Source organism: Microbacterium sp. Ag1 (assembly GCF_001005635.1).
Lineage (GTDB): Bacteria > Actinomycetota > Actinomycetes > Actinomycetales > Microbacteriaceae > Microbacterium > Microbacterium oxydans.
Genome location: NZ_LBCR01000034.1, coordinates 456,711 through 475,435, shown reverse-complemented (window position 1 = coordinate 475,435; position 18,725 = coordinate 456,711). Strand labels below are relative to the sequence as shown.

Annotated in this window: 16 protein-coding genes; 8 read left to right on the top strand and 8 right to left on the bottom strand. The window is 68.8% G+C overall.

The window, feature by feature from the left end; translation table 11 throughout:
• The first annotated feature begins 21 nt into the window (after window positions 1-21).
• The 6 genes from AAY78_RS18905 (at window position 22) to AAY78_RS18880 (ending at window position 6,642) form a co-directional block, all read left to right on the top strand.
• Complete coding sequence (locus tag AAY78_RS18905) at window positions 22-750, top strand: FadR/GntR family transcriptional regulator (RefSeq protein WP_046749784.1); 729 nt, start codon at window positions 22-24, stop codon at window positions 748-750.
• Between the two features lie 137 nt (window positions 751-887).
• Window positions 888-2,048: an ABC transporter ATP-binding protein gene (locus AAY78_RS18900; protein ID WP_046749783.1), complete on the top strand. Its 1,161-nt coding sequence runs from the start codon at window positions 888-890 to the stop codon at window positions 2,046-2,048.
• Window positions 2,045-3,223 carry a polyamine ABC transporter substrate-binding protein gene (locus AAY78_RS18895; RefSeq protein WP_046749782.1) on the top strand — a complete coding sequence of 393 codons (1,179 nt, stop codon included), beginning with the start codon at window positions 2,045-2,047 and terminating at the stop codon, window positions 3,221-3,223. The genes AAY78_RS18900 and AAY78_RS18895 overlap by 4 nt, the downstream gene beginning before the upstream one ends.
• A complete protein-coding gene (locus AAY78_RS18890) occupies window positions 3,216-4,100 on the top strand; it encodes an ABC transporter permease (protein WP_046749781.1) in 885 nt (294 codons plus the stop codon). Before AAY78_RS18895 ends, AAY78_RS18890 begins: the two co-directional genes overlap by 8 nt.
• On the top strand, window positions 4,097-4,978 hold the full coding sequence (locus tag AAY78_RS18885; protein ID WP_231589758.1) for an ABC transporter permease: 882 nt from the start codon (window positions 4,097-4,099) through the stop codon (window positions 4,976-4,978). Before AAY78_RS18890 ends, AAY78_RS18885 begins: the two co-directional genes overlap by 4 nt.
• A gap of 2 nt (window positions 4,979-4,980) precedes the next feature.
• Entirely contained in the window at window positions 4,981-6,642 is a 1,662-nt protein-coding gene (locus AAY78_RS18880) for an amidohydrolase (RefSeq protein ID WP_046749780.1), read from the top strand.
• Window positions 6,643-7,472: 830 nt separating this feature from the next.
• Here the strand turns inward: AAY78_RS18880 and AAY78_RS18870 are convergent.
• Both AAY78_RS18870 and AAY78_RS18865 read right to left on the bottom strand, forming a co-directional pair.
• On the bottom strand, window positions 7,473-8,861 hold the full coding sequence (locus tag AAY78_RS18870; RefSeq protein ID WP_046749778.1) for an aspartate aminotransferase family protein: 1,389 nt from the start codon (window positions 8,859-8,861) through the stop codon (window positions 7,473-7,475).
• A 31-nt stretch (window positions 8,862-8,892) separates the two neighbouring features.
• The gene (locus tag AAY78_RS18865) at window positions 8,893-10,377 is read right to left on the bottom strand and encodes a CoA-acylating methylmalonate-semialdehyde dehydrogenase (protein WP_046749777.1); all 1,485 of its coding nucleotides are present in this window, start codon (window positions 10,375-10,377) and stop codon (window positions 8,893-8,895) included.
• A 102-nt stretch (window positions 10,378-10,479) separates the two neighbouring features.
• Here AAY78_RS18865 and AAY78_RS18860 point away from each other — a divergent pair, with 102 nt between their 5' ends.
• Window positions 10,480-12,021, top strand: a complete 1,542-nt coding sequence (locus tag AAY78_RS18860) for a PucR family transcriptional regulator (protein WP_082108757.1) — start codon at window positions 10,480-10,482, stop codon at window positions 12,019-12,021.
• 42 nt (window positions 12,022-12,063) lie between these two features.
• Here the strand turns inward: AAY78_RS18860 and AAY78_RS18855 are convergent, their stop codons facing one another.
• The 6 genes from AAY78_RS18855 to AAY78_RS18830 form a co-directional block, all read right to left on the bottom strand.
• The gene (locus tag AAY78_RS18855; protein ID WP_046749776.1) at window positions 12,064-13,458 is read right to left on the bottom strand and encodes an aspartate aminotransferase family protein; all 1,395 of its coding nucleotides are present in this window, start codon (window positions 13,456-13,458) and stop codon (window positions 12,064-12,066) included.
• The gene (locus tag AAY78_RS18850) at window positions 13,455-13,922 is read right to left on the bottom strand and encodes an Lrp/AsnC family transcriptional regulator (RefSeq protein ID WP_045263434.1); all 468 of its coding nucleotides are present in this window, start codon (window positions 13,920-13,922) and stop codon (window positions 13,455-13,457) included. The genes AAY78_RS18855 and AAY78_RS18850 overlap by 4 nt, the downstream gene beginning before the upstream one ends.
• Before the next feature lie 83 nt (window positions 13,923-14,005).
• The gene (locus AAY78_RS18845; RefSeq protein WP_046749775.1) at window positions 14,006-15,163 is read right to left on the bottom strand and encodes an acyl-CoA dehydrogenase family protein; all 1,158 of its coding nucleotides are present in this window, start codon (window positions 15,161-15,163) and stop codon (window positions 14,006-14,008) included.
• Window positions 15,160-15,918 (bottom strand): alpha/beta fold hydrolase, encoded by a 759-nt coding sequence (locus AAY78_RS18840; protein ID WP_046749774.1) that lies wholly within the window; start codon window positions 15,916-15,918, stop codon window positions 15,160-15,162. Before AAY78_RS18840 ends, AAY78_RS18845 begins: the two co-directional genes overlap by 4 nt.
• Before the next feature lie 59 nt (window positions 15,919-15,977).
• On the bottom strand, window positions 15,978-16,892 hold the full coding sequence (locus AAY78_RS18835; RefSeq protein ID WP_046749773.1) for a sugar kinase: 915 nt from the start codon (window positions 16,890-16,892) through the stop codon (window positions 15,978-15,980).
• The gene (locus AAY78_RS18830; protein WP_046749772.1) at window positions 16,889-18,052 is read right to left on the bottom strand and encodes an MFS transporter; all 1,164 of its coding nucleotides are present in this window, start codon (window positions 18,050-18,052) and stop codon (window positions 16,889-16,891) included. The genes AAY78_RS18835 and AAY78_RS18830 overlap by 4 nt, the downstream gene beginning before the upstream one ends.
• A gap of 435 nt (window positions 18,053-18,487) precedes the next feature.
• Here AAY78_RS18830 and nrdH point away from each other — a divergent pair, with 435 nt between their 5' ends.
• Window positions 18,488-18,721 (top strand): glutaredoxin-like protein NrdH, encoded by a 234-nt coding sequence (nrdH, locus tag AAY78_RS18825; RefSeq protein ID WP_045263439.1) that lies wholly within the window; start codon window positions 18,488-18,490, stop codon window positions 18,719-18,721.
• Window positions 18,722-18,725 lie beyond the last annotated feature (4 nt).

Sequence of the window (18,725 nt, the reverse complement as noted above, 5' to 3'; positions counted from 1 at the left end):
TCGCTGTGACAGGGTGAAGGCATGAGCGAGCACTCCCACGACGGCGACCTCGTCGAAGTGCGAAGGGCCGTCTACCGGCCGCTGCGGCGCGGCAATGCGCTCGAGGACGCGGTGGCCCGACTCGTGCAGACGATCCGGCTCGGTGTGGTCGCTCCTGGCGAGTCCCTGCCTCCGGAGCGCGAGCTGGCGGCGTCGTTCGGGGTGAGTCGCGACACCGTGCGCGAGGCGATCCGCGAGCTGGCCGACACCGGTTACCTGCTGCCGCGGCGTGGTCGCTACGGAGGCACGTTCGTGGCCGACCCGCTGCCACACCCCAGCGTGCCGGGGGCGGTGACGCCGGACGAGATCGACGACGTGCTCGGGCTGCGCCGCGTGCTCGAGACCGGGGCCGTGCGCGCGGCCGCGAGCCGCTCCTTGGACGCTTCGACCCGTGCCGACCTGTGGGCGCGACACGAGGCGGCGGTGCCGGCGGGTCCTGAGGAGTATAGACGCCTGGACACGCTGCTGCACCTGGCCATCGCCGAGGCCGCCGGAATCCCGTCGCTGGTCGCGCTCGTGGCCGAGAACAGGGCCGACGTCAATGCGTGGCTCGATACGTTCCCGCTGATGCCGCGCAACATCCAGCACTCGGGGGAGCAGCACGAGAGCATCGTCTCCGCGATCCTCGCCGGACGTCCGGATGCTGCCGAGGCGGCGATGCGCGATCATCTCGCCGGGTCCGAAGCCCTGCTGCGTGGCTTCCTCCTCTGATCGGTGCCAATCGGTCGCCATTTCCTGAATCGGCAACGGATACCGTTGCGAAATCATCAAGAGGCTTCCGATTTCGCTATACCTGACGCCTTTCCTGTGACAGACTCGCGACAAGCGAATCTCAATGGGGAGGCTCCATGCCCGACAACACCCGAATGTCGACGGCGACACTCGATGCACCCACCGCCACCGGCGCGGTCCACATCGACGGCGTCACCAAGCGATATGGCACCGCCACCGCCGTCGACGACCTGACCCTCGACGTGCAGCAGGGGGAGTTCCTCTCCCTGCTCGGCCCGTCCGGCTGCGGGAAGACGACCACCCTGCGCATGATCGCGGGCTTCGAATACCCGGATGCCGGGGACATCCGCATCTCCGGCCGCAGCGTCTTGAACCTCCCCCCGTATCGGCGCGAGGTGAACACCGTCTTCCAGGCGTACGCCCTGTTCCCGCACCTCACGGTCGCCGAGAACGTGGCGTACGGGCTGCAGCAGCGGCGCGTGCCCAAGGCCGAGCAGCGGGAACGGGTGAGCGAAGCACTCGACATGGTGCAGCTGCGCGCCTTCGCCGACCGCAAGCCCACACAGCTCTCCGGTGGACAGCAGCAGCGCATCGCTCTGTCGCGTGCACTCATCAACCGGCCGAGCGTGCTCCTGCTCGACGAGCCGTTGGCGGCACTGGACCGCCAGCTGCGCGAGGAGATGCAGCTCGAGCTCAAGCTGCTGCAGGCGCGGCTGGGCACGACCTTCGTATTCGTCACCCACGATCAGGCCGAGGCGCTCTCGATGAGCGATCGGATCGCCGTGATGCGCGCGGGGCGGATCGAGCAGCTCGATGCGCCGGACGCCATCTACGCGGAGCCGGCCTCCGCCTACGTGGCGTCGTTCATCGGTCAGCAGAACTTCGTGCACGGCACGGTTCGGGCAGATGGGGAGGCGGTCGACACGGCCATCGGCGTGATCGCGGGCCGCTGGGGTGGGGAGCATGTGGCGGCGGGGCAGCCGGCCGTCGCCGCCATCCGGCCGGAGTACGTCCGTCTGGAACAGGGCGAAGGCGGGGGCGTCCCCGGGCGCGTGCTCGGTGTCTCGCACCTGGGTGAGACCCTCCAGGTCGCTGTTCGCGTCGGCGAGGACGCCACGTTCCTCTCGCGCATGCCGGCCCCGACCGCCCCGCGGGTGCGAGTCGATGACGCCGTCCGCTGTGTGTGGGATCCTGCGGATGCGCGGCTGTTCGCCGCCGAGGGCATCCCCACCACCGCGACGCACGTGATCACCCTGCCCAAGGACGGCGGGCTGTGACGGGCGCCCCTCCGGTGCGCGTGCTCGCACACCGGAGTGCCGCGCGGGTGATCCGCACCGAGCTGACCCGACGGGGCTTCCTCGCCACCGCGATCATGGCGGGCGGTGCCGTCGTGCTCAGCGCGTGCTCGCCGGGGCAGAACGCCGCGGCCGTGCATGCCGAGGGCGGCCCTCTCGAGGACAAGCTCTCCATCTACAGCTGGGGTGACTACGACGCCCCGGAGGTGCTCGAGCAGTTCACCGCCGAGAGCGGCCCGCGCATCGTGCTCGACGCCTTCAACTCCAACGAGGAGCTGATCGCCAAGCTGGTCGCCGCCCGCGGCACCTCCGGCTACGACATCGTGGTGCCGACCGGGGTGTTCGTCGGGCCCATGGCCGAGAACGGACTCCTGCAGAAGTTCAACCTCGACCTGCTGCCGAACATGAAGCACGTGGCCCCCGAGTTCCGTGGGCGCTCTTGGGATCCCGGCAACGAGTACTCGGTGTGCAAGGCGTGGGGGACCACGGGGTTCGTGTACGACAAGAGGGTGATCTCGCGCGAGCTCACGACCTGGAACGACTTCATCGATGCCGCGCAGAACGAGGCATCGGGCTCGACCTCGGTGCTCGACGACCCGGCACCGCTGCTGGGCATCTACTTCTGGGCGAACGGCATCGACTGGACGACCACCGATCCCGACCACCTCGACGCGGTCGAGAGGTTCCTGGTGAAGGATCTCGCTCCGCACGTCTCGGCGTTCGACTCGTACCCCGGTGGGTCGTCGATCCCGCAGGCGTCCCACGCGCTGCTGCAGTCCTACAACGGCGACGCGCGGCTCGGTATCTTCGAGTCGGACGACCCTGACCGCTGGCAGTGGGTGCTCGGGAGCCCGGCGACGGAGCTGTGGATGGACAACTGGGCGATCGCCGCGGGAGCTCCGCACCCCGAGGCCGCGCACGCGTTCATCGACTTCGTGCTGCAGCCCGACGTGCAGCTCGCACAGGTCGACTACATCGGCTACGACACCGGCATCTCCGGCATCCGCGAGGAAGCGGAGGCTGCGGGGCTGGAACGGCTCGACATGGTGTTCTTCGACGAGGAGCAGGTGGCCACGATGCACGAGGGCAAGCTGACCGATGCGCAGGACCGTGTCGTCTCGATCTGGAACTCGATGAAGGCGGCCGCCGGTGCCTAAGCTCAAGTTCGGCCTCGCGATCCCCGCCTGGGTCTGGCTGCTCGTCTTCTTCGTCGCCCCGATCTTCATGGTGATCGTGTTCAGCTTCGGCTACAAGCCGAGCATCTTCGCCACGCATGCGCTCGACCACCTCTCGTTCGACCGCTACCTCGAAGCTCTCTCCCCGACGTTCTTCAGCACGTTCCTGAACACACTGTGGATCGGCATCCTCGGCACGGCCCTGTGTCTGGTGATCGGCGGTCCGGTCGCATACTGGATCGCGGTGAAGGCCCCGCCCTCGAAGCGCGGACTCCTGCTCGCGCTCGTGATGGTGCCGTTCTGGACCAACTTCCTCGTGCGCACCATCGGCTGGCAGGTGATCCTCGCCCCCGAGGGCTGGCTCTCGCAGCTGCTGCAGGGCATCGGGGTCATCCCCGGTCCGCTCGATCTGCTCTACTCGCGCGGCGCGGTGCTCCTCGGCGTCGTCTACAACTACCTGCCGCTGATGATCCTGCCGCTGTTCGTGGCCTTCGATCGCGTGTCGGGGCCGCTGCGCGAGGCGAGCAAGGATCTCGGTGCGAACAGCGTTACGACCTTCCTGAGGGTGACCGTGCCCCTGGCCAGGCCCGGGATCATCGCGGGAGTGCTGCTGGTGTACATCCCGCTCATGGGCGACTACATCACGGCGACCGTGCTGGGCGGGGCGAAGGGCAACATGATCGGGCAGGTCGTGGCGAGTCAGTTCCAGACCGCGCAGAACTGGGCGCTCGGCTCGGCCATGGCGGTACTGCTGATCATCGTCATCATGCTCTCGATCGCCGTCGCGGCCGGACTCCTCTGGCTCGTGACCCTGCCGCTCCGGCAACGCAACCGCCTCGTCCTGGGGGAGGGATCATGACCGCCGTGACCGATGGACCGCAGAAGACCGCACCGCGCGTGCGCCGAGGGGCCGGTCGCTTCGTGCTGCCGCTCTGGGCGGCGCTGGTGTTCCTGTTCCTGTTCCTGCCGATCCTCGTGATCATCGTCTACTCCTTCAATGTCGGCCGGCTGCTGGTGTCGTGGGACCATTTCGGCTTCGACTCGTTCCTCGCGATCGTGAACAAGCCGGCGATCCGCGACGCGGTGCTCGTCTCGGTGCGCACGGGCCTGCTGGCGGCGCTCCTTGCCACCGCGTTGGGAACCCTCGCCGGCATCGCGATGGCGCGCAATCCCGGCAAGTGGGTGTGGTGGTTCCTCGGACTGCTGCTGCTCGTGTCGGTGACGCCGGAGATCGTGGATGCCGTCGCGCTCCTGCCGTGGTTGGTCTTCCTCGGGCAGGACGCCGGGATCGGCATCTTCAACGACGGCACCATGAGACTCGTGGTGGGACAGTCGCTGTTCTCTATCGCGATCGTGTCGTACATCGTGCGGGCGCGGCTCGTGGGGCTCGACGCCCGGCTCGAAGAGGCCTCGGCCGACCTCTATGCGCCCCCGGTGCGCACCTTCTTCAAGATCACGCTGCCTCTCGCGATGCCTGCGGTGCTCGCCGGGTTCCTGCTCTCGTTCACGCTGAGTCTCGACAACACCGTCGTCTCCGCCTTCGTGCAGGTCTCCGGCACGACGCCGTGGCCCGTCTACGTGCTCAGCGCCCTCCGCAGCGGGTTGCGGCCGGAGATCGCCGCGGTGTCCACGATCATGCTGGTGCTCACGCTGCTGGCACTCGCTCTGGTGGCGGTCGTCCTCAAGCGTGCGGGTGACTCGGCGACCGAGATCGCCCGCACGATGGCTGGAGGGTGAGCATGGTGTTCGCAGATCTGGTGTTCACCGCCGGCACGCGAGGGGGACGGGTGTTCCTCGCGGATGCTGCGCGATCCACCGCGCACGCCGTCGCCGTCACGAACGGCCGTATCAGTGGGGTGGGGCACGACGTCTCGGCGCTGGTCGGCCCGCACACCGAGGTCGTCGACCTCGACGGCGGGCTTCTGGTACCGGGGTTCCAAGACGCGCATGTGCACCCGGTGTGGGGCGGGTTGGACATGCTCCGCTGCGACCTCGCCGAGCTGTCGACGCGCGAGGAGTACCTCGACCGCATCGCCGCCTATGCGCAGGAGCATCCCGATGACGAGTGGATCCTGGGCGGCGGATGGCAGATGTCGGCGTTCCCCGGCGGTGTACCGACCGCGGAAGACCTCGACTCCGTCGTGCCCGGCCGCCCGGCATTCCTGCCCAACCGCGACGGCCACGGCGCCTGGGTCAACTCCCGAGCACTTGCGCTCGCCGGCATCACCCGCGCGACGGCCGATCCAGCGGACGGGCGGATCGAGCGCGACGCGACCGGCGCACCGAGCGGCACGCTGCACGAGGGCGCGATGGGCCTGGTCAACAGGCTGCTGCCGACGGAGGCGCCCGAGCGTCTGGTGGAGGCCCTCCTGCAGGGGCAGCGCCACCTGCACTCCTACGGCGTGACGGCGTGGCAGGACGCGATCGTCGGCACCGAGTACGGAGACGCGGGCGACCCGCTGCCCGCGTACCTGACCGCCGCCGCATCCGGTGCGCTCACCGGTCGCGTGGTGGGTTCGCTGTGGTGGGACCGGTCGCGCGGCCTGGAGCAGATCGACGACATCGTCCGGCGTCGCGACGAGAGCACGGTCGGGCGATTCCGGGCACGCAGCGTGAAGATCATGCAGGACGGCGTCGCGGAGAACTTCACCGCCGCGATGCTCGAGCCCTACTGCGACGGCCACGGGCATCCGCGCGAGGACTCCGGGATCTCCTTCGTCGAACCCGAGCTGCTCAAGGAAGCGGCGACGCGGCTCGATGCCCTCGGATTCACGCTGCACTTCCACGCGATCGGCGACCGCGCGGTGCGGGAGTGCCTGGATGCGGTCGACGCCGCGCTCGTGCGCAACGGACCTCGCGGGAACAGGCACCACATCTCCCACATCCAGGTCGTGCACCCCGACGACATCCCGCGGTTCCGGGCGCTCGACGTCACCGCCAACATGCAGATGCTGTGGGCGACGCTGGAGCCGCAGATGGTCGATCTCACCATCCCCTTCCTCGGGGAACAGCGGTCGGCGTGGCAGTACCCGTTCGGTGACCTGTTGCGTTCGGGGGCTGCGCTCGCCGCGGGAAGCGACTGGTCGGTGAGCACACCGAACCCGATGGCGGCGATCCACGTCGCGGTGAACCGTCGTTCCGCGCCGACCGAGTGGGAGGGCGACTACCCCGCGTTCCTGCCGGAGCAGGCGATCGATCTCGCGACCGCGCTCGTGGCGTACACCGCGGGCTCCGCGCGGGTGAACCACCTCGACGACACCGGCACGATCGCGGTGGGGATGCGGGCCGACCTCGCCCTGCTCGACCGTGACCCGTTCGAGCATCCGGCCGACGAGATCGGCCTGACCGAGGTGCGCGGCACCTGGGTCGAGGGGGAGCGGGTGTACGACTCCGCGGAGTGAGCCGTCGGCCCACTCCGGACGGGGCATCGGCTCGCTGACCACGCCGATAAGTACGCCGGTGGGAATCACGCCAGCGCCGGGGTGTAGTAGCTAAGCGTTTCCGCGGTCGCCAACGGCCCCGACCTGGTGTGTTGCGATCTCCTCGGCGGTCGCCGGACGCACAGCGGTCTGTTTGAGGAGTGTGTAATCGACCGTCGAATTGTATATCGGCCGCTCTTCGCAATGTGGTGCGGGTTTGGCTGGTCTGTCCCCCGAACGGAGGACAGACAGGTGCCGTTGAAGTGCGGGACGCTATGTGCGCGGCGGGTCGAGTGATCGGAGAAACGCAGTGAGACGTGGAACAAGGGTTTCGGCTCTCTACAACGTGGGGCTGGGGCTCTGCAACCAGGCAGGCAAGGGCATCTGGGTGTACTGGACCTGGGCGGGTCACGTCTGGTGTACGGGACCGTAAGGGGATAAGGAGTTTCAGTTATGGTCTCTCTCAATGAATTTGGTCCTATGGAGAAACGGAAGCGCAGCCTTCTCATCATCAGCTGGGTGGCGCCGGTCCTCGCGCTGGTCGCAGCTATCGTTTTCTGGAATGAACCTTCAATGCTGAGCGCGATAGCTGCAGCGATCTTGCTGCTCATGATGACGGCGCTTTATCTCGTAGAAAGACGATTCTCTAGAGTCCTTATCGCGGCTCTGAGACGTCTAGAGACGTGAGGGGTTCGAGCAGGTCGTAGCGAGGGCTGTCGTCGAGCTGACATACTCCCTCCGACACACCGACCATGGATGCACGAAGCCCCGGCTACGCGATGTCGCCGGGGCTTCGTGCATCCGTGGTCGTCTTAGCCCGCCGCGGCCTCGTCGGCCACGGACAGCGCCTCGTCGAGCACACCGAGCCCGCGCACCAACTCCTCCTCGCTGATCACCAGCGGCGGAGCGATGTGCATGCGGTTGAAGTGCGTGAACGGCCAGACCCCGGCCTTCTTGGCGGCTGCGGCGAAGGCACCCATCGGCGCGGCATCCGTCCCCGAGGCGTTGAACGGCACGAGGGGCTCGCGCGTCTCCTGGTCGCGCACGAGCTCGACGGCCCAGAACAGTCCGAGACCGCGCACGTCGCCGACGCTCGGGTGCTTCTCGACCCAGCCGCGCACGGTCGGCTCGACGATACGGGTGCCGAGGTCGCGCACGCGCTCCAGGATGCCGTCGCGACGGAACACCTCGAACGTGGCGACGCCGGCCGCGCAGGCGAGCGGGTGGCCGGAATAGGTCAGTCCGCCCGCGAACGGCATCGTGTCGAAGGCGCTCGCGATGCGGTCGGAGATCACCACGCCGCCCAGCGGAACGTAGCCCGAGTTCACACCCTTCGCGAAGGTGATCAGGTCGGGGCTGGCGTCGAACGCGTCGATGCCGAACCACTCGCCCAGGCGGCCGAATCCGACCATGACCTCGTCGGCGATGTACACGATGCCGTAGCGGTCGCACAGCTCGCGGACACCCTGCAGGTACCCGGGCGGCGGGACGAGCACGCCGTTGGTGCCCACGACCGTCTCGATGATGATCGCCGCGATGGTCTGCGGGCCCTCCAGCTGGATCGTCTGCTCGAGGTGTGCGAGCGCCCGCTCAGCCTCCTGCTCCGGAGTCTCGGAATGGAACGGAGAGCGGTACAGGTACGGTCCGAAGAAGCGCACGGCACCGGAGTCGACCGTGTCGTTGGCCCAGCGCCGCGGATCGCCGGTGAGCGAGATCGCCGTCGAGGTGGAGCCGTGGTAGCTGCGGTACATCGACAGCACCTTGCGGCGTCCCGTGAACTGGCGGGCCATGCGCACCGCGTACTCGTTGGCCTCGGCGCCGCCGTTGGTGAAGAACACCTTCTCCAACCCCTCGGGCGCGACCTCCGCGATCATACGTGCGAGCTCGCCGCGCACGTCGTTGGCGATGGAGGGCTGGATCGTCGCGAGGCGTCCGGCCTGCTGCTGGATCGCGGCGACCAGATCGGGATGCTGGTGCCCGAGGTTGAGGTTCACGAGCTGGCTCGAGAAGTCGAGGTAGGGGTTGCCCTGGTAGTCCCAGAAGGTCGATCCCTCGCCCGCGGCGACGGGCAGCGGGTCGATCAGGCCCTGCGCGCTCCAGGAGTGGAACACGTGCCCGCGGTCGTCTGCACGCACCTGCGCTTCGGCTTCGGGGGCGGGCAGCGGGTGCGCGACCCCGTGTCGGTCGGTGAAGTTCGTCATCGTCGTGTCCGCTCAGTCGTTGCTCGGGAAGTCAGTGGTTGCTCGGGAAACCGAGGTCGATCTGGGAGGGGGTGTGGTCGGGCCAGCGGGTGGTGACGACCTTGGAGCGCGTGTAGAAGTGCACCGACTCGGGGCCGTAGATGTGCGAGTCGCCGAACAGCGAGTCCTTCCACCCGCCGAACGAGTAGGCGCCGATCGGCACGGGGATCGGAACGTTCACGCCGACCATGCCGACCTCGATGTCGAACTCGTACTGACGGGCCGTGCCGCCGTCGCGCGTGAAGATCGCGGTGCCGTTGCCGTAGGCGTTGGCGTTCACGAGGGCGACCGCGTCGGCGTAGGTGTCGACGCGGACGACCGACAGCACCGGGCCGAAGATCTCGTCGTCGTAGACCTTCATGCCGGGGGCGACCTGATCGATCAGACTGACACCCAGGAAGAAGCCCTCCGAGTCGAACTCCTTCTGCGTGCCGTCGACGACGACCTTCGCGCCCTCGGCCTCAGCGCCCGTCACGTAGGAGGCGACCTTGTCCCGGTGCTCGCGGGTGATGAGCGGACCCATCTCGCTCGCGGTATCCGTGCCCGCGCCGATCGTGAGGCCGCCGATGCGGTCGGCGATCGCGGTGACGAGGTCGTCGGCGATGTCGCCCACCGCGACCAGCACGGAGACGGCCATGCAGCGCTCGCCGGCGGAGCCGTAGGCGGCGGAGACCGCGGCGTCGGCTGCCGCGTCGATGTCGGCGTCGGGCATCACGACCATGTGGTTCTTCGCGCCACCGAGGGCCTGCACGCGCTTGCCGGCAGCCGAGGCACGCTGGTAGATCGAGCGGGCGATCGGAGTGGAGCCGACGAAGCTCACCGCGTTGACGCGCGGGGAATCCAGGATCGCGTCCACGGCCTCCTTGTCGCCGTTGACGACGTTGAGCACTCCGTCGGGCAGGCCCGCCTCGCTGAAGAGCTTCGCGAGCCAGACGGAGGCGGACGGGTCCTTCTCGCTGGGCTTGAGGACGACCGTGTTGCCGCAGGCGATGGCCGAGGCCACCATCCACAGCGGCACCATGACCGGGAAGTTGAACGGGGTGATCGCCGCGACGACGCCGACCGGCTGCTTGACCGAGTGCACGTCGACGCCGCGGGCCACCTGCTCGCTGCGCTCGCCCTTGAGCAGGTGCACGAGTCCGGCGGCGAACTCGACGTTCTCGATGCCGCGCGACACCTCGCCCGCTGCATCCGAGAGCACCTTTCCGTGCTCGCTCGTCACGATCGCGGCGAGCTCCGGCGTGCGCTCCTTGAGCAGCTGGCGCAGGCGGAAGAACACATCGGCGCGCTTGATCAGGCTCGTCTCGCGCCAGGCGGGGAGGGCGGCGGCTGCGGCGGCGATCGCGGAGTCCACCTCGGCGGTGGAGGCGAAGGCCACCTGCTTCGACACCTGGCCGGTGGCGGGGTCGAAGACCTGGCCGGTGCGGGCCGCTTCGGCGGTCTCCGCTCCGTTGATGACGTGACGGACGATGTCCACGATGTTCCTCCGAGGGCTGAAGAATGCGCCGTTCGAACACTCTGACCGGTGTCCGATAGGCTTGTGCTCCTCAATGATCACAGAGCAGAGGAGTTGGTCGTGATGTCAGAACGTCAGGACTTCCGCTCCATCCGGACAGATCGTCCGGTTCGCGGCGACGCCCTCCTCACGGTCGCCGACGTCCTCGCGGAGCCCGTGCTGCAGGCAGGCGCTCCGGAGGTGATCGTCGGCGGTGGGGCGCTCGATGCCGCCGTGCGCTGGGTGCACGTGTCCGACAGTGCCGGTGTCGCCCGTCTGCTCGACGGCGGGGAGCTCCTGCTCAGCACCGGGGCCGGCTGGCCGACCGCTCCGGCGGAACTGCGTGCTTTCGCCGTCGGACTGCATCAGGCCGGGGTCGCGGGCATCGTGGTCGAGCTCGGCTCTGGCCAGGCGCGCATCCCGGAGGCCGTCGTCGAGGTGTGCACGGAGCGCGGGCTCGCACTGATCGCACTCACCAGCGAGATCAAGTTCGTCACGGTCACGGAGACCGTGCACCGCGCGCTGATCGCGGCGCAGACCATGGCCCTGCGCGAACGCCAGCACCTGCACGAGCTCTTCACGGCGCTCAGCCTGCGCGGAGCTCCGGCCGACGTCGTCGTCGCGGAGACGGCGAGAGCGCTCGGCGCACCCGTCGTGCTGGAGAACCTGGCGCGTGAGGTGATCGCGCACGAGACCCTGCGGATGCCGGTCGCGGAGGCGCTGGGGAAGCTGCGCTCGGCCGACCGCGTGCCCGTACAGGCGCGCGGCGTGCGGTGGGGGACCCTCCTCGCACTCCCCGGACCTGCGCATCCTGCCGGCCGGCTCACCGTGCTCGAACAGGGGGCCACGGCCCTCGCATTCGGATGCCTCGCGGACGGCGGTGACTCCGAATGGTCGCTGCTCGCGCAGCGCGGCCTCATCGACGATCTGCTCGGCGCCCGCTTCGCGAGTCCGGATGACATCCAGGCCCGTCTCGCGACCAGCGGCTTCATGCTCGCGGGGCGGCACTGCCACGGCATCGTGGCACGCGGCACGGAATCTGCGGTGCACCTCGCGCACCGCGCGGCCAGGGCCGGGGTCGCGGTGGTCGCCGCGCGGGTGGGTGACGACGATGTCGCACTGCTCTCGCTGCCGGCATCCGCTCCGCTGACGGATGCGATCGTCACGAGCCTCGTCGGCCCCGACCGCACGGTCTTCGTGGGGCCCCCTGCGGATGACGTGCTGGGGCTGCTCGCCTCGCTTCGGGCCGCGCGCGATCTGGCGGCGAGCGACCGTTCGGACAGCGGTCCCCGCGTGCGGCGCGTCGACGACCGTCCGCTGGAGCGGTTTGTCGCCTCGTTGCGCGACGACCATCGCCTTCTCGCGCACAGCGAGCGGATGCTGGCGCCGGTCGTGTCATACGACCGGGAGCGCCGAGGAGACCTGATCGACGTGCTGTCGGCGCTCGTCGCACACCCCGGGAATCGTTCAGCGGCGGCGAACGCCAGTCACCTCTCGCGGTCGGTCTTCTATCAGCGCCTCACGTTGATCGGCGATCTGCTCGACGCGGACCTCGACGACGGAGAGACGCTCGCCGCGCTCCATCTCGCACTGCTGGCGAGGCGGAGCGCGACGCCCGTGGCCTGACCCTGCGTCCTCGCCGTCGTGGCGCCGTCGTGGCCGGGACGGTCAGAGTACGGACTGCGCGCGCGTCAGCACATCCCGCAGGATCTGCTCGATCTCCCGGAACTCGGACGGTCCGACCGTGAGCGGCGGCGCGAGCTGGATCACGGGGTCGCCGCGGTCATCGGCGCGACAGTACAGCCCGGCCTCGAACAGGGCGGGTGACAGGAAGCCGCGCAGCAGCCGCTCGGACTCGGCATCGTCGAAGGTCTCCTTCGTGCCCTTGTCCTTCACGAGCTCGATGCCGAAGAAGTAGCCGTCGCCGCGCACGTCGCCGACCAGCGGCAGGTCGAGCAGCTTCTCGAGTTCTGCACGGAACAGCGGGGAGTTCTCCCGCACGTGCGCGTTGAGTCCCTCCTCGTCGAAGATCGCGAGGTTCTCCAGCGCGACCGCGGCTGACACCGGGTGCCCGCCGAACGTGTAGCCGTGCGGGAAGGACAGGTCGCCCTTCGAGAAGGGCTCGTAGATGCGGTCGCTGACGATCGTCGCGCCGATCGGGGAGTACCCGCTGGTCATGCCCTTGGCGCAGGTGATCATGTCGGGCACGTAGCCGAGACCCGTGCAGGCGAAGGTGTGACCCAGGCGGCCGAAGGCGCAGATGACCTCGTCCGAGACGAGCAGCACGTCGTGACGGTCGCAGATCTCGCGCACCCTGGCGAAGTAGCCGGGAGGGGGCGGGAAGCAGCCGCCGGAGTTCTGCACCGGCTCCAGGAAGACCGCGGCGACCGTGTCGGCGCCTTCGAAGAGGATCATCTCCTCGATGCGGTCGGCCGCCCAGCGTCCGAACGCTTCGAGGTCGTCGGCGGGTCCGCCCATCTCGGCCGCGCGGTAGAAGTTGGTGTTCGGCACACGGAAGCCACCGGGGGTGATCGGCTCGAACATCGACTTCATCGCGGGGATGCCGGTGATCGCCAGGGCTCCCTGCGGCGTGCCGTGATAGGCCACCGACCGCGAGATGACCTTGTGCTTGGCGGGCTTGCCCTGCAGCTTCCAGTAGTGCTTGGCGAGCTTGAACGCGGTCTCGACCGCCTCGCCGCCGCCGGTGGAGAAGAAGACCTTGTTGAGGTCGCCCGGCGCCTCGTCGGCGAGACGATCGGCCAACTCGATCGCGGCCGGGTGCGCGTACGACCACAGGGGGAAGAACGCCAGCTCGGAAGCCTGCGCCGCGGCAGCCTCGGCCAGTCGACGTCGACCGTGCCCTGCGTTCACGACGAAGAGGCCGGCGAGCCCGTCGAAGTACTCCTTGCCCTTGGCATCCCAGATGCGGTGCCCCTCGCCCTTGACGATGATGGGCACGCCCGACTCGGCCATCGTGGACTGCCGGGTGAAATGCATCCAAAGATGGTCCTTCGCCATCGTCTGCAGTGCGGACTCGGAAGGTATGGTGCGTGCGGTGCTCATCTGGTCCCCCAGTTGTAGAGCTGCTTCTGCAGCTTGGCGTAGATGAAGGTTTCGGTGGAGAGGACGCCGTCGATCGGGCGGATGACGTCGTTGATCAGCGCGAGCAGGTCGTCATCGTCCTCGCAGACCACCTCGGCGAGGACATCGAAGGATCCGACCGTGATGACCACATAGTCGACGGCGTCGATGGCGGCGATGGCCTCGGCGACGCGGCGGGCGTCGCCGGACACGCGCACGCCGATCATGGCCTGGCGGTGGAAGCCCAGCTGCATCGGGTCGGTGACGGCGACGATCTGCATCACGCCGGACTCGGTGAGCCGCTGCACGCGCTGGCGCACGGCGGCTTCGCTCATCCCGACGGTGCGGCCGATCTCGGAGTACGAACGTCGTCCGTCCTCCTGGAGCAGCTCGACGATCGTCTTCGAGACCGCATCGAGGGAAGGGTGCTTCTTCGCCGGACTCATGGTGCGATCCTCGCACTCCACGATGCGCTGAGCAACCGATTTCGTGGAATCTGGCTATTCGTCCAGCGGAATCGGCAGGAATCTCAGCTCTCGAGCGGTCCCAGCCAGGCGCTCGCCGCCGTGGAGTGCGCGGACTCGGGGTCGGATGGGTGGAACGCTCCGGCCAGAACGTCGCGGTAGAGGCGCGAGAGTTCATTGGCCGAGAAGTACGACCCGCCGCCGGCGACGAGCATCGCCTCGTCGACGACGTGCTTGGCCATCGTGATCGCCCGATGCTTGACACCGGAGAGCTGGGGGAACCACCGCGCGCCGTGATCGACGCGCTCATCCACATCGCGTCCGAGCGCGGCGATCTGCGGGGGCAGCGCGTCGTAGGCGATGGCCATGTCGGCGATGCGCCAGCGGATGTCGGGATCCTGGCTGTACGCGAGCCTGGTCTTCTTCGAATGCCGCTTCTGCGCCGTGGCCACCGCGAGCTCCAACGCTCGCCGGGCGATCCCCGTGTAGACGGAGGCGAGCAGGATCTCGAAGACCGAGAAGATCCCGAACACGATCGGGTCGGGGCTGGGTCCCGGATCGATGCGTCGCACGACGTGGGCGGCGTCGGACACGGCGCCGTTCAGCCGGGTGGTCCTGCTCTGCGTGCCCCGCATGCCGAGGGTGTCCCAGTCGTCGGAGGTGGTGACGGCATCCGTCCGCTCAACGAAGGCGAAGACCAGCTTCGGGGCATCGGGGCTGGTGGTGTCGAGACCGTGCAGGCCCAGGCGCGTCCAGACCGGGGCGAGGGAGGTGAAGATCTTCGTTCCCGTGAAGGAGTAGCCGCCGTCCCCGTCCGGCACAGCCGCCGTGTCGCTGCCGAACAGCACCAGGTCGTTGCCGCCCTCGCTGATGCCGAACGCGAAGACCTCGCCCGCGACGGCGCCGTCCTGCACGAACTCAAGGCCGGGGACCCCGCGGTCGGAGAACACCTTCGCGACGCCCGTCCAGACGAGGTGCATGTTGATGGCCAGGGCTGTCGCCGGGGCCGCCCCCGCCAGGCGCTGCTGCAGGATCGCGGCCTCGGCGAGCCCGAGTCCCGCGCCACCGCGCTCTCGTGGCACCAGGATCGACAGGTACCCGGCAGCCCGCAGCTCGTCCAGGTCCTGCTGAGGGAAGGTGTTCTCGCGGTCGTGGATCGGCGCGCGCTCGCGGATGCGCTCGAGGAGGTCGTCGGGAAGGAATGCTGCGGGATCGAATGTCATGCCAGTGCCTCCAGAAGCTGCCGTACTGATTCCTCCGGGCGGTCGCGGTGCAGGGAGTGCCCTGCACCCTCGACCACCGATAGGGAGATGAGGGGGTTCGCGGCGAGCACCTCGTCGGCGAGCTCTCCCGTGAAGATGCTGTAGACGGCGGGATCCGCGCCGATCACGTGCGTGGGGACCGTCAGGCGCGCCGCTTCTGCGCGCACGTCCCACGGTCGATTCTGGGCGCTGGTCTGCTCCACGGCCCACGCGCTCGCACGCCGCACGGCGTCGACCTTGAGCTCCTGATCCTGCGGATGCCAGTGCGGATGCTCCTGCTGCACGACCTCGATCCGGGTGTCGGCGAACGCGCGTTCCTGGCTCCGGCGGATGATCGCGGCGTCGCGACCGTCCACGTGGATCGCCGGGTCGATGAGCACGAGGCGCCGGGTCCACTCCGGGCTGGAGGCCGCGGCGACCGTGCTGGCCGCGCCACCGAGCGAGTGACCGATGACGGCATCCCAGGCACGGTCGCCGTCGGGGATGGTCTCGGCGAGGTCGGCCCCATAGGCGGAGACCGAGTAGTCGAGGGAACGCGGAGCGTCGCCGTGCCCGCGGAGGTCGACGGCGGTCGCGTGCCAGCCCGCGTCGGCGAGAGCGTCGCCGAGACGCCACATCAGTGCGCCTGAAGACCCGAGACCGTGCACCAGAAGGGCGCGACGGGAGGCCGACGGCGACCCCCACGAGAGGCGGGGAAGAGTGAGCGGTGCGGCCATGCCCCCAGCCTATGACCGGGGACGTGCCGGGGTCCCCGGAGCGCGCAGTCTCGCGCGCATCAGCGCAGTGGCACCAGAGGTGGGAGGTCGGCCGCGATGGTCAGCACGCGCCCCGCGGCCGCGTGACCGGCGGAGAGGCGTGAGGTGAGGTCTTCTCCGTCGAGGGTCGCCGCGAGGAAACCGGAGGCGAAGGCATCCCCGGCGCCGACCGGCTCGACGACGTCGACCACGGGGGCGGGTACGAAGACAGGCTCGGCTTCCCCCTCGAACGCCGTGGCGCCGACATCGCCGTCCTTGACGATGAGCAGGGCGCAGTTCGGCAGGAACGCACGGATCTCGGTCGGGGTCACCGTCCCCCAGATGCGCTCGGCCTCATCGCGGCCGACGAAGGTGATGTCCGCGGCATCGGCGAGGCGGGCGAGCGTCTCGGCGGCATCGTCCCTGCTCCACAGGGGACGACGGTCGTTCACATCGAACGACACGAGGGCGCCGGCTGCGCGTGCATCGGTGAAGAGCCGGTCGACCATCTGCCGGCACGAGGCCGACAGTGCTGGCGTGATCCCGGTGGTGTGCACGATGCGCACCCCGTCGAGGCGGGAGGGGTCGAGGAACCCCTGCTCCATGCGCGAAGCGGCTGATCCGCTGCGGTAGTAGTAGACGGAGGAGGACTCCGCGCCCGGGTCCTTGAACATGACCCCGGTCGGGGCGGCGTCGTCGCGCTCGACCCACAGCTCCACCCCGCGGCGTTCGAGCTCGGAGGCGACGCGGTCTCCGAGCGGATCGGCGCCGAGGCGGGATGCCCATGCGACGCGGTGTCCCGTCGAGGCGACGCCGGCGGCCACGTTGGACTCCGCGCCGGCGAGTCCGACCGACGCCTCGGCGGCTTCGGCGAGCCGGGAGTCGGTCGGAGTGATCAGTGCCATGGTCTCGCCGATGCAGACGATCTCGGGGAAGGAGGAGGAGGGAGAGCTCATGAGGGGGTGACCGCCAGGGGTTCGGTGTCGGGGTGGGGGCTCGCGTCGCGGTGACGCAGGTCCGGGAAGGAACGGACGAAGACGACGGCCACGATCAGTCCGACCGCGGCGAAGATGGTGGCGGCGAGGTAGGCGCCGCGCCAGTCGCCCACATCCACGAGGAAGCCGGCGACAGCGGAACCGGCGGCGGCGCCGATGAGCTGTCCGGTGCCGGCCCAGCCGAAGGCCTCAGCGGTCTCGCTGAACTTCACGCTGGCCGAGGTGATCGCGAAGAGCACCGCCAGGGCGGGCGCGATGCCGATGCCGGCGAGGATGAGGGTGCCGCCCAGCCAGAACACGTTGAGCATGACCATCGTCAGCCCGAGGCCGATCGTGACGATCAGCAGACGGCGGGCCATGGCCCAGGGTCCGATGGGGATGTGGCCGAAGGCGAGACCACCGGCGAGGCTTCCGGCCGAGAACACGGCGAGGACGAGTCCGGCGGCGAGGCTTCCGTGCTCGAAGGTCGCCACGACGCCGACCTCGACGGCGGCGCAGGCTCCGATCAGGAGGAACCCGATCACGGTCGCCAGCATCACGGGCGGCTTGAGCACGACTTTTCCGAGGGCGTTGCGGCTGCGCGGGATGCGCACCCGCCCGACCTCGGGGGAGAGGATGAACCACGCGCCGCCGCCGACGAGGATGATCGCGACCAGCAGCAGACCCTCGGCGGTGCCGATCTGGGTCGAGACGAGTGTGATCACGACGGGCGCGAGCACCCAGATGATCTCCTGCAGCGACGCGTCGAGGGAGAACAGCGGGGTGAGGTTCGAGGAGTTCACGAGCTTGGGGTAGATCGTGCGCACGGCGGCCTGCACCGGTGGGGTGGAGAGGCCGGCGATCATCCCGAGCGCCATGTACCCCGGCACCTCGAGCGGAAGCAGAGCCAGACACAGTACGGCCACCACACACACCGACAGGGTGAGAGTGAGCACTCGACGCATGCCCCAGGCGCCCATCCAGCGGCTGGTGATGGGGCCGGCGATCGCCTGGCCGACGCTGGTCGCGGCGAGGACGAGACCAGCGGACCCGTAGGAGCCGGTCTGCTGCTCGACGTGCAGCAGGATCGCCAGCGACATCATCCCGTTGGGGAAGCGCGCGGTCAGTTGAGCAGCGATCATGCGCGCCACTCCCGGCGTGCGAAGAAGATCCCGATATCCCGCCACCAGACAACGGTACCGGCCCGTGGGGCCGGTCGCGGATGGGGCGATCCGCGACACGCCCGCGACACGCCGAAGGGTGAATTCCACAGGAATCCGAATGTCGGTGGGGCGTCGTAACGTGCCCCCTGTGGATGGATCGCTCACAGGGGCTTCCCAGCCGCGATTTCACGCGGTTCGCGTGCCTTCGGAAGGGGGCTCGGCCTGTGGAAGAAACGGTGGAGAACCTGTGTTGTATCTGTTGAGAACGGTGGATAACTACACGGATGTAACTACTACCCCTTGTGGTCGCCCCCAATGTCGGTCCCCATATGTAGTATTGAAGTCCCGGCAGGGGGTCTACCGGGAAACAGCCTGATGAGAAGCAGGCCAGAGATTTGAGGGGTTACGAAAAAGATGTCGATCACGGTCTACACCAAGCCTTCCTGCGTTCAGTGCAACGCCACCTACCGTGCCCTGGATGCCAAGGGAATCGAGTACGAGGTCCTCGACCTGTCGGAAGATCCGACGGCGCTCGAGCAGGTCAAGGCGCTCGGCTACATGCAGGCACCCGTCGTCGTCACCGACGAGGGCCACTGGTCGGGCTTCCGTCCCGACAAGATCGACGAGCTCGCGTCCCGTCTGGCGTGACGCA

Bases quoted from the DNA above. Each gene is read 5' to 3' on its own strand.
- AAY78_RS18905 (WP_046749784.1), top strand. From the start codon at position 22: ATGAGCGAGCACTCCCACGACGGCGACCTCGTCGAAGTGCGAAGGGCC.
- AAY78_RS18900 (WP_046749783.1), top strand. From the start codon at position 888: ATGCCCGACAACACCCGAATGTCGACGGCGACACTCGATGCACCCACC.
- AAY78_RS18885 (WP_231589758.1), top strand. From the start codon at position 4,097: ATGACCGCCGTGACCGATGGACCGCAGAAGACCGCACCGCGCGTGCGC.
- AAY78_RS18880 (WP_046749780.1), top strand. From the start codon at position 4,981: ATGGTGTTCGCAGATCTGGTGTTCACCGCCGGCACGCGAGGGGGACGG.
- AAY78_RS18870 (WP_046749778.1), bottom strand. From the start codon at position 8,861: ATGACGAACTTCACCGACCGACACGGGGTCGCGCACCCGCTGCCCGCC.
- AAY78_RS18860 (WP_082108757.1), top strand. From the start codon at position 10,480: ATGTCAGAACGTCAGGACTTCCGCTCCATCCGGACAGATCGTCCGGTT.
- AAY78_RS18855 (WP_046749776.1), bottom strand. From the start codon at position 13,458: ATGAGCACCGCACGCACCATACCTTCCGAGTCCGCACTGCAGACGATG.
- AAY78_RS18850 (WP_045263434.1), bottom strand. From the start codon at position 13,922: ATGAGTCCGGCGAAGAAGCACCCTTCCCTCGATGCGGTCTCGAAGACG.
- AAY78_RS18845 (WP_046749775.1), bottom strand. From the start codon at position 15,163: ATGACATTCGATCCCGCAGCATTCCTTCCCGACGACCTCCTCGAGCGC.
- AAY78_RS18840 (WP_046749774.1), bottom strand. From the start codon at position 15,918: ATGGCCGCACCGCTCACTCTTCCCCGCCTCTCGTGGGGGTCGCCGTCG.
- AAY78_RS18835 (WP_046749773.1), bottom strand. From the start codon at position 16,892: ATGAGCTCTCCCTCCTCCTCCTTCCCCGAGATCGTCTGCATCGGCGAG.
- AAY78_RS18830 (WP_046749772.1), bottom strand. From the start codon at position 18,052: ATGATCGCTGCTCAACTGACCGCGCGCTTCCCCAACGGGATGATGTCG.
- nrdH (WP_045263439.1), top strand. From the start codon at position 18,488: ATGTCGATCACGGTCTACACCAAGCCTTCCTGCGTTCAGTGCAACGCC.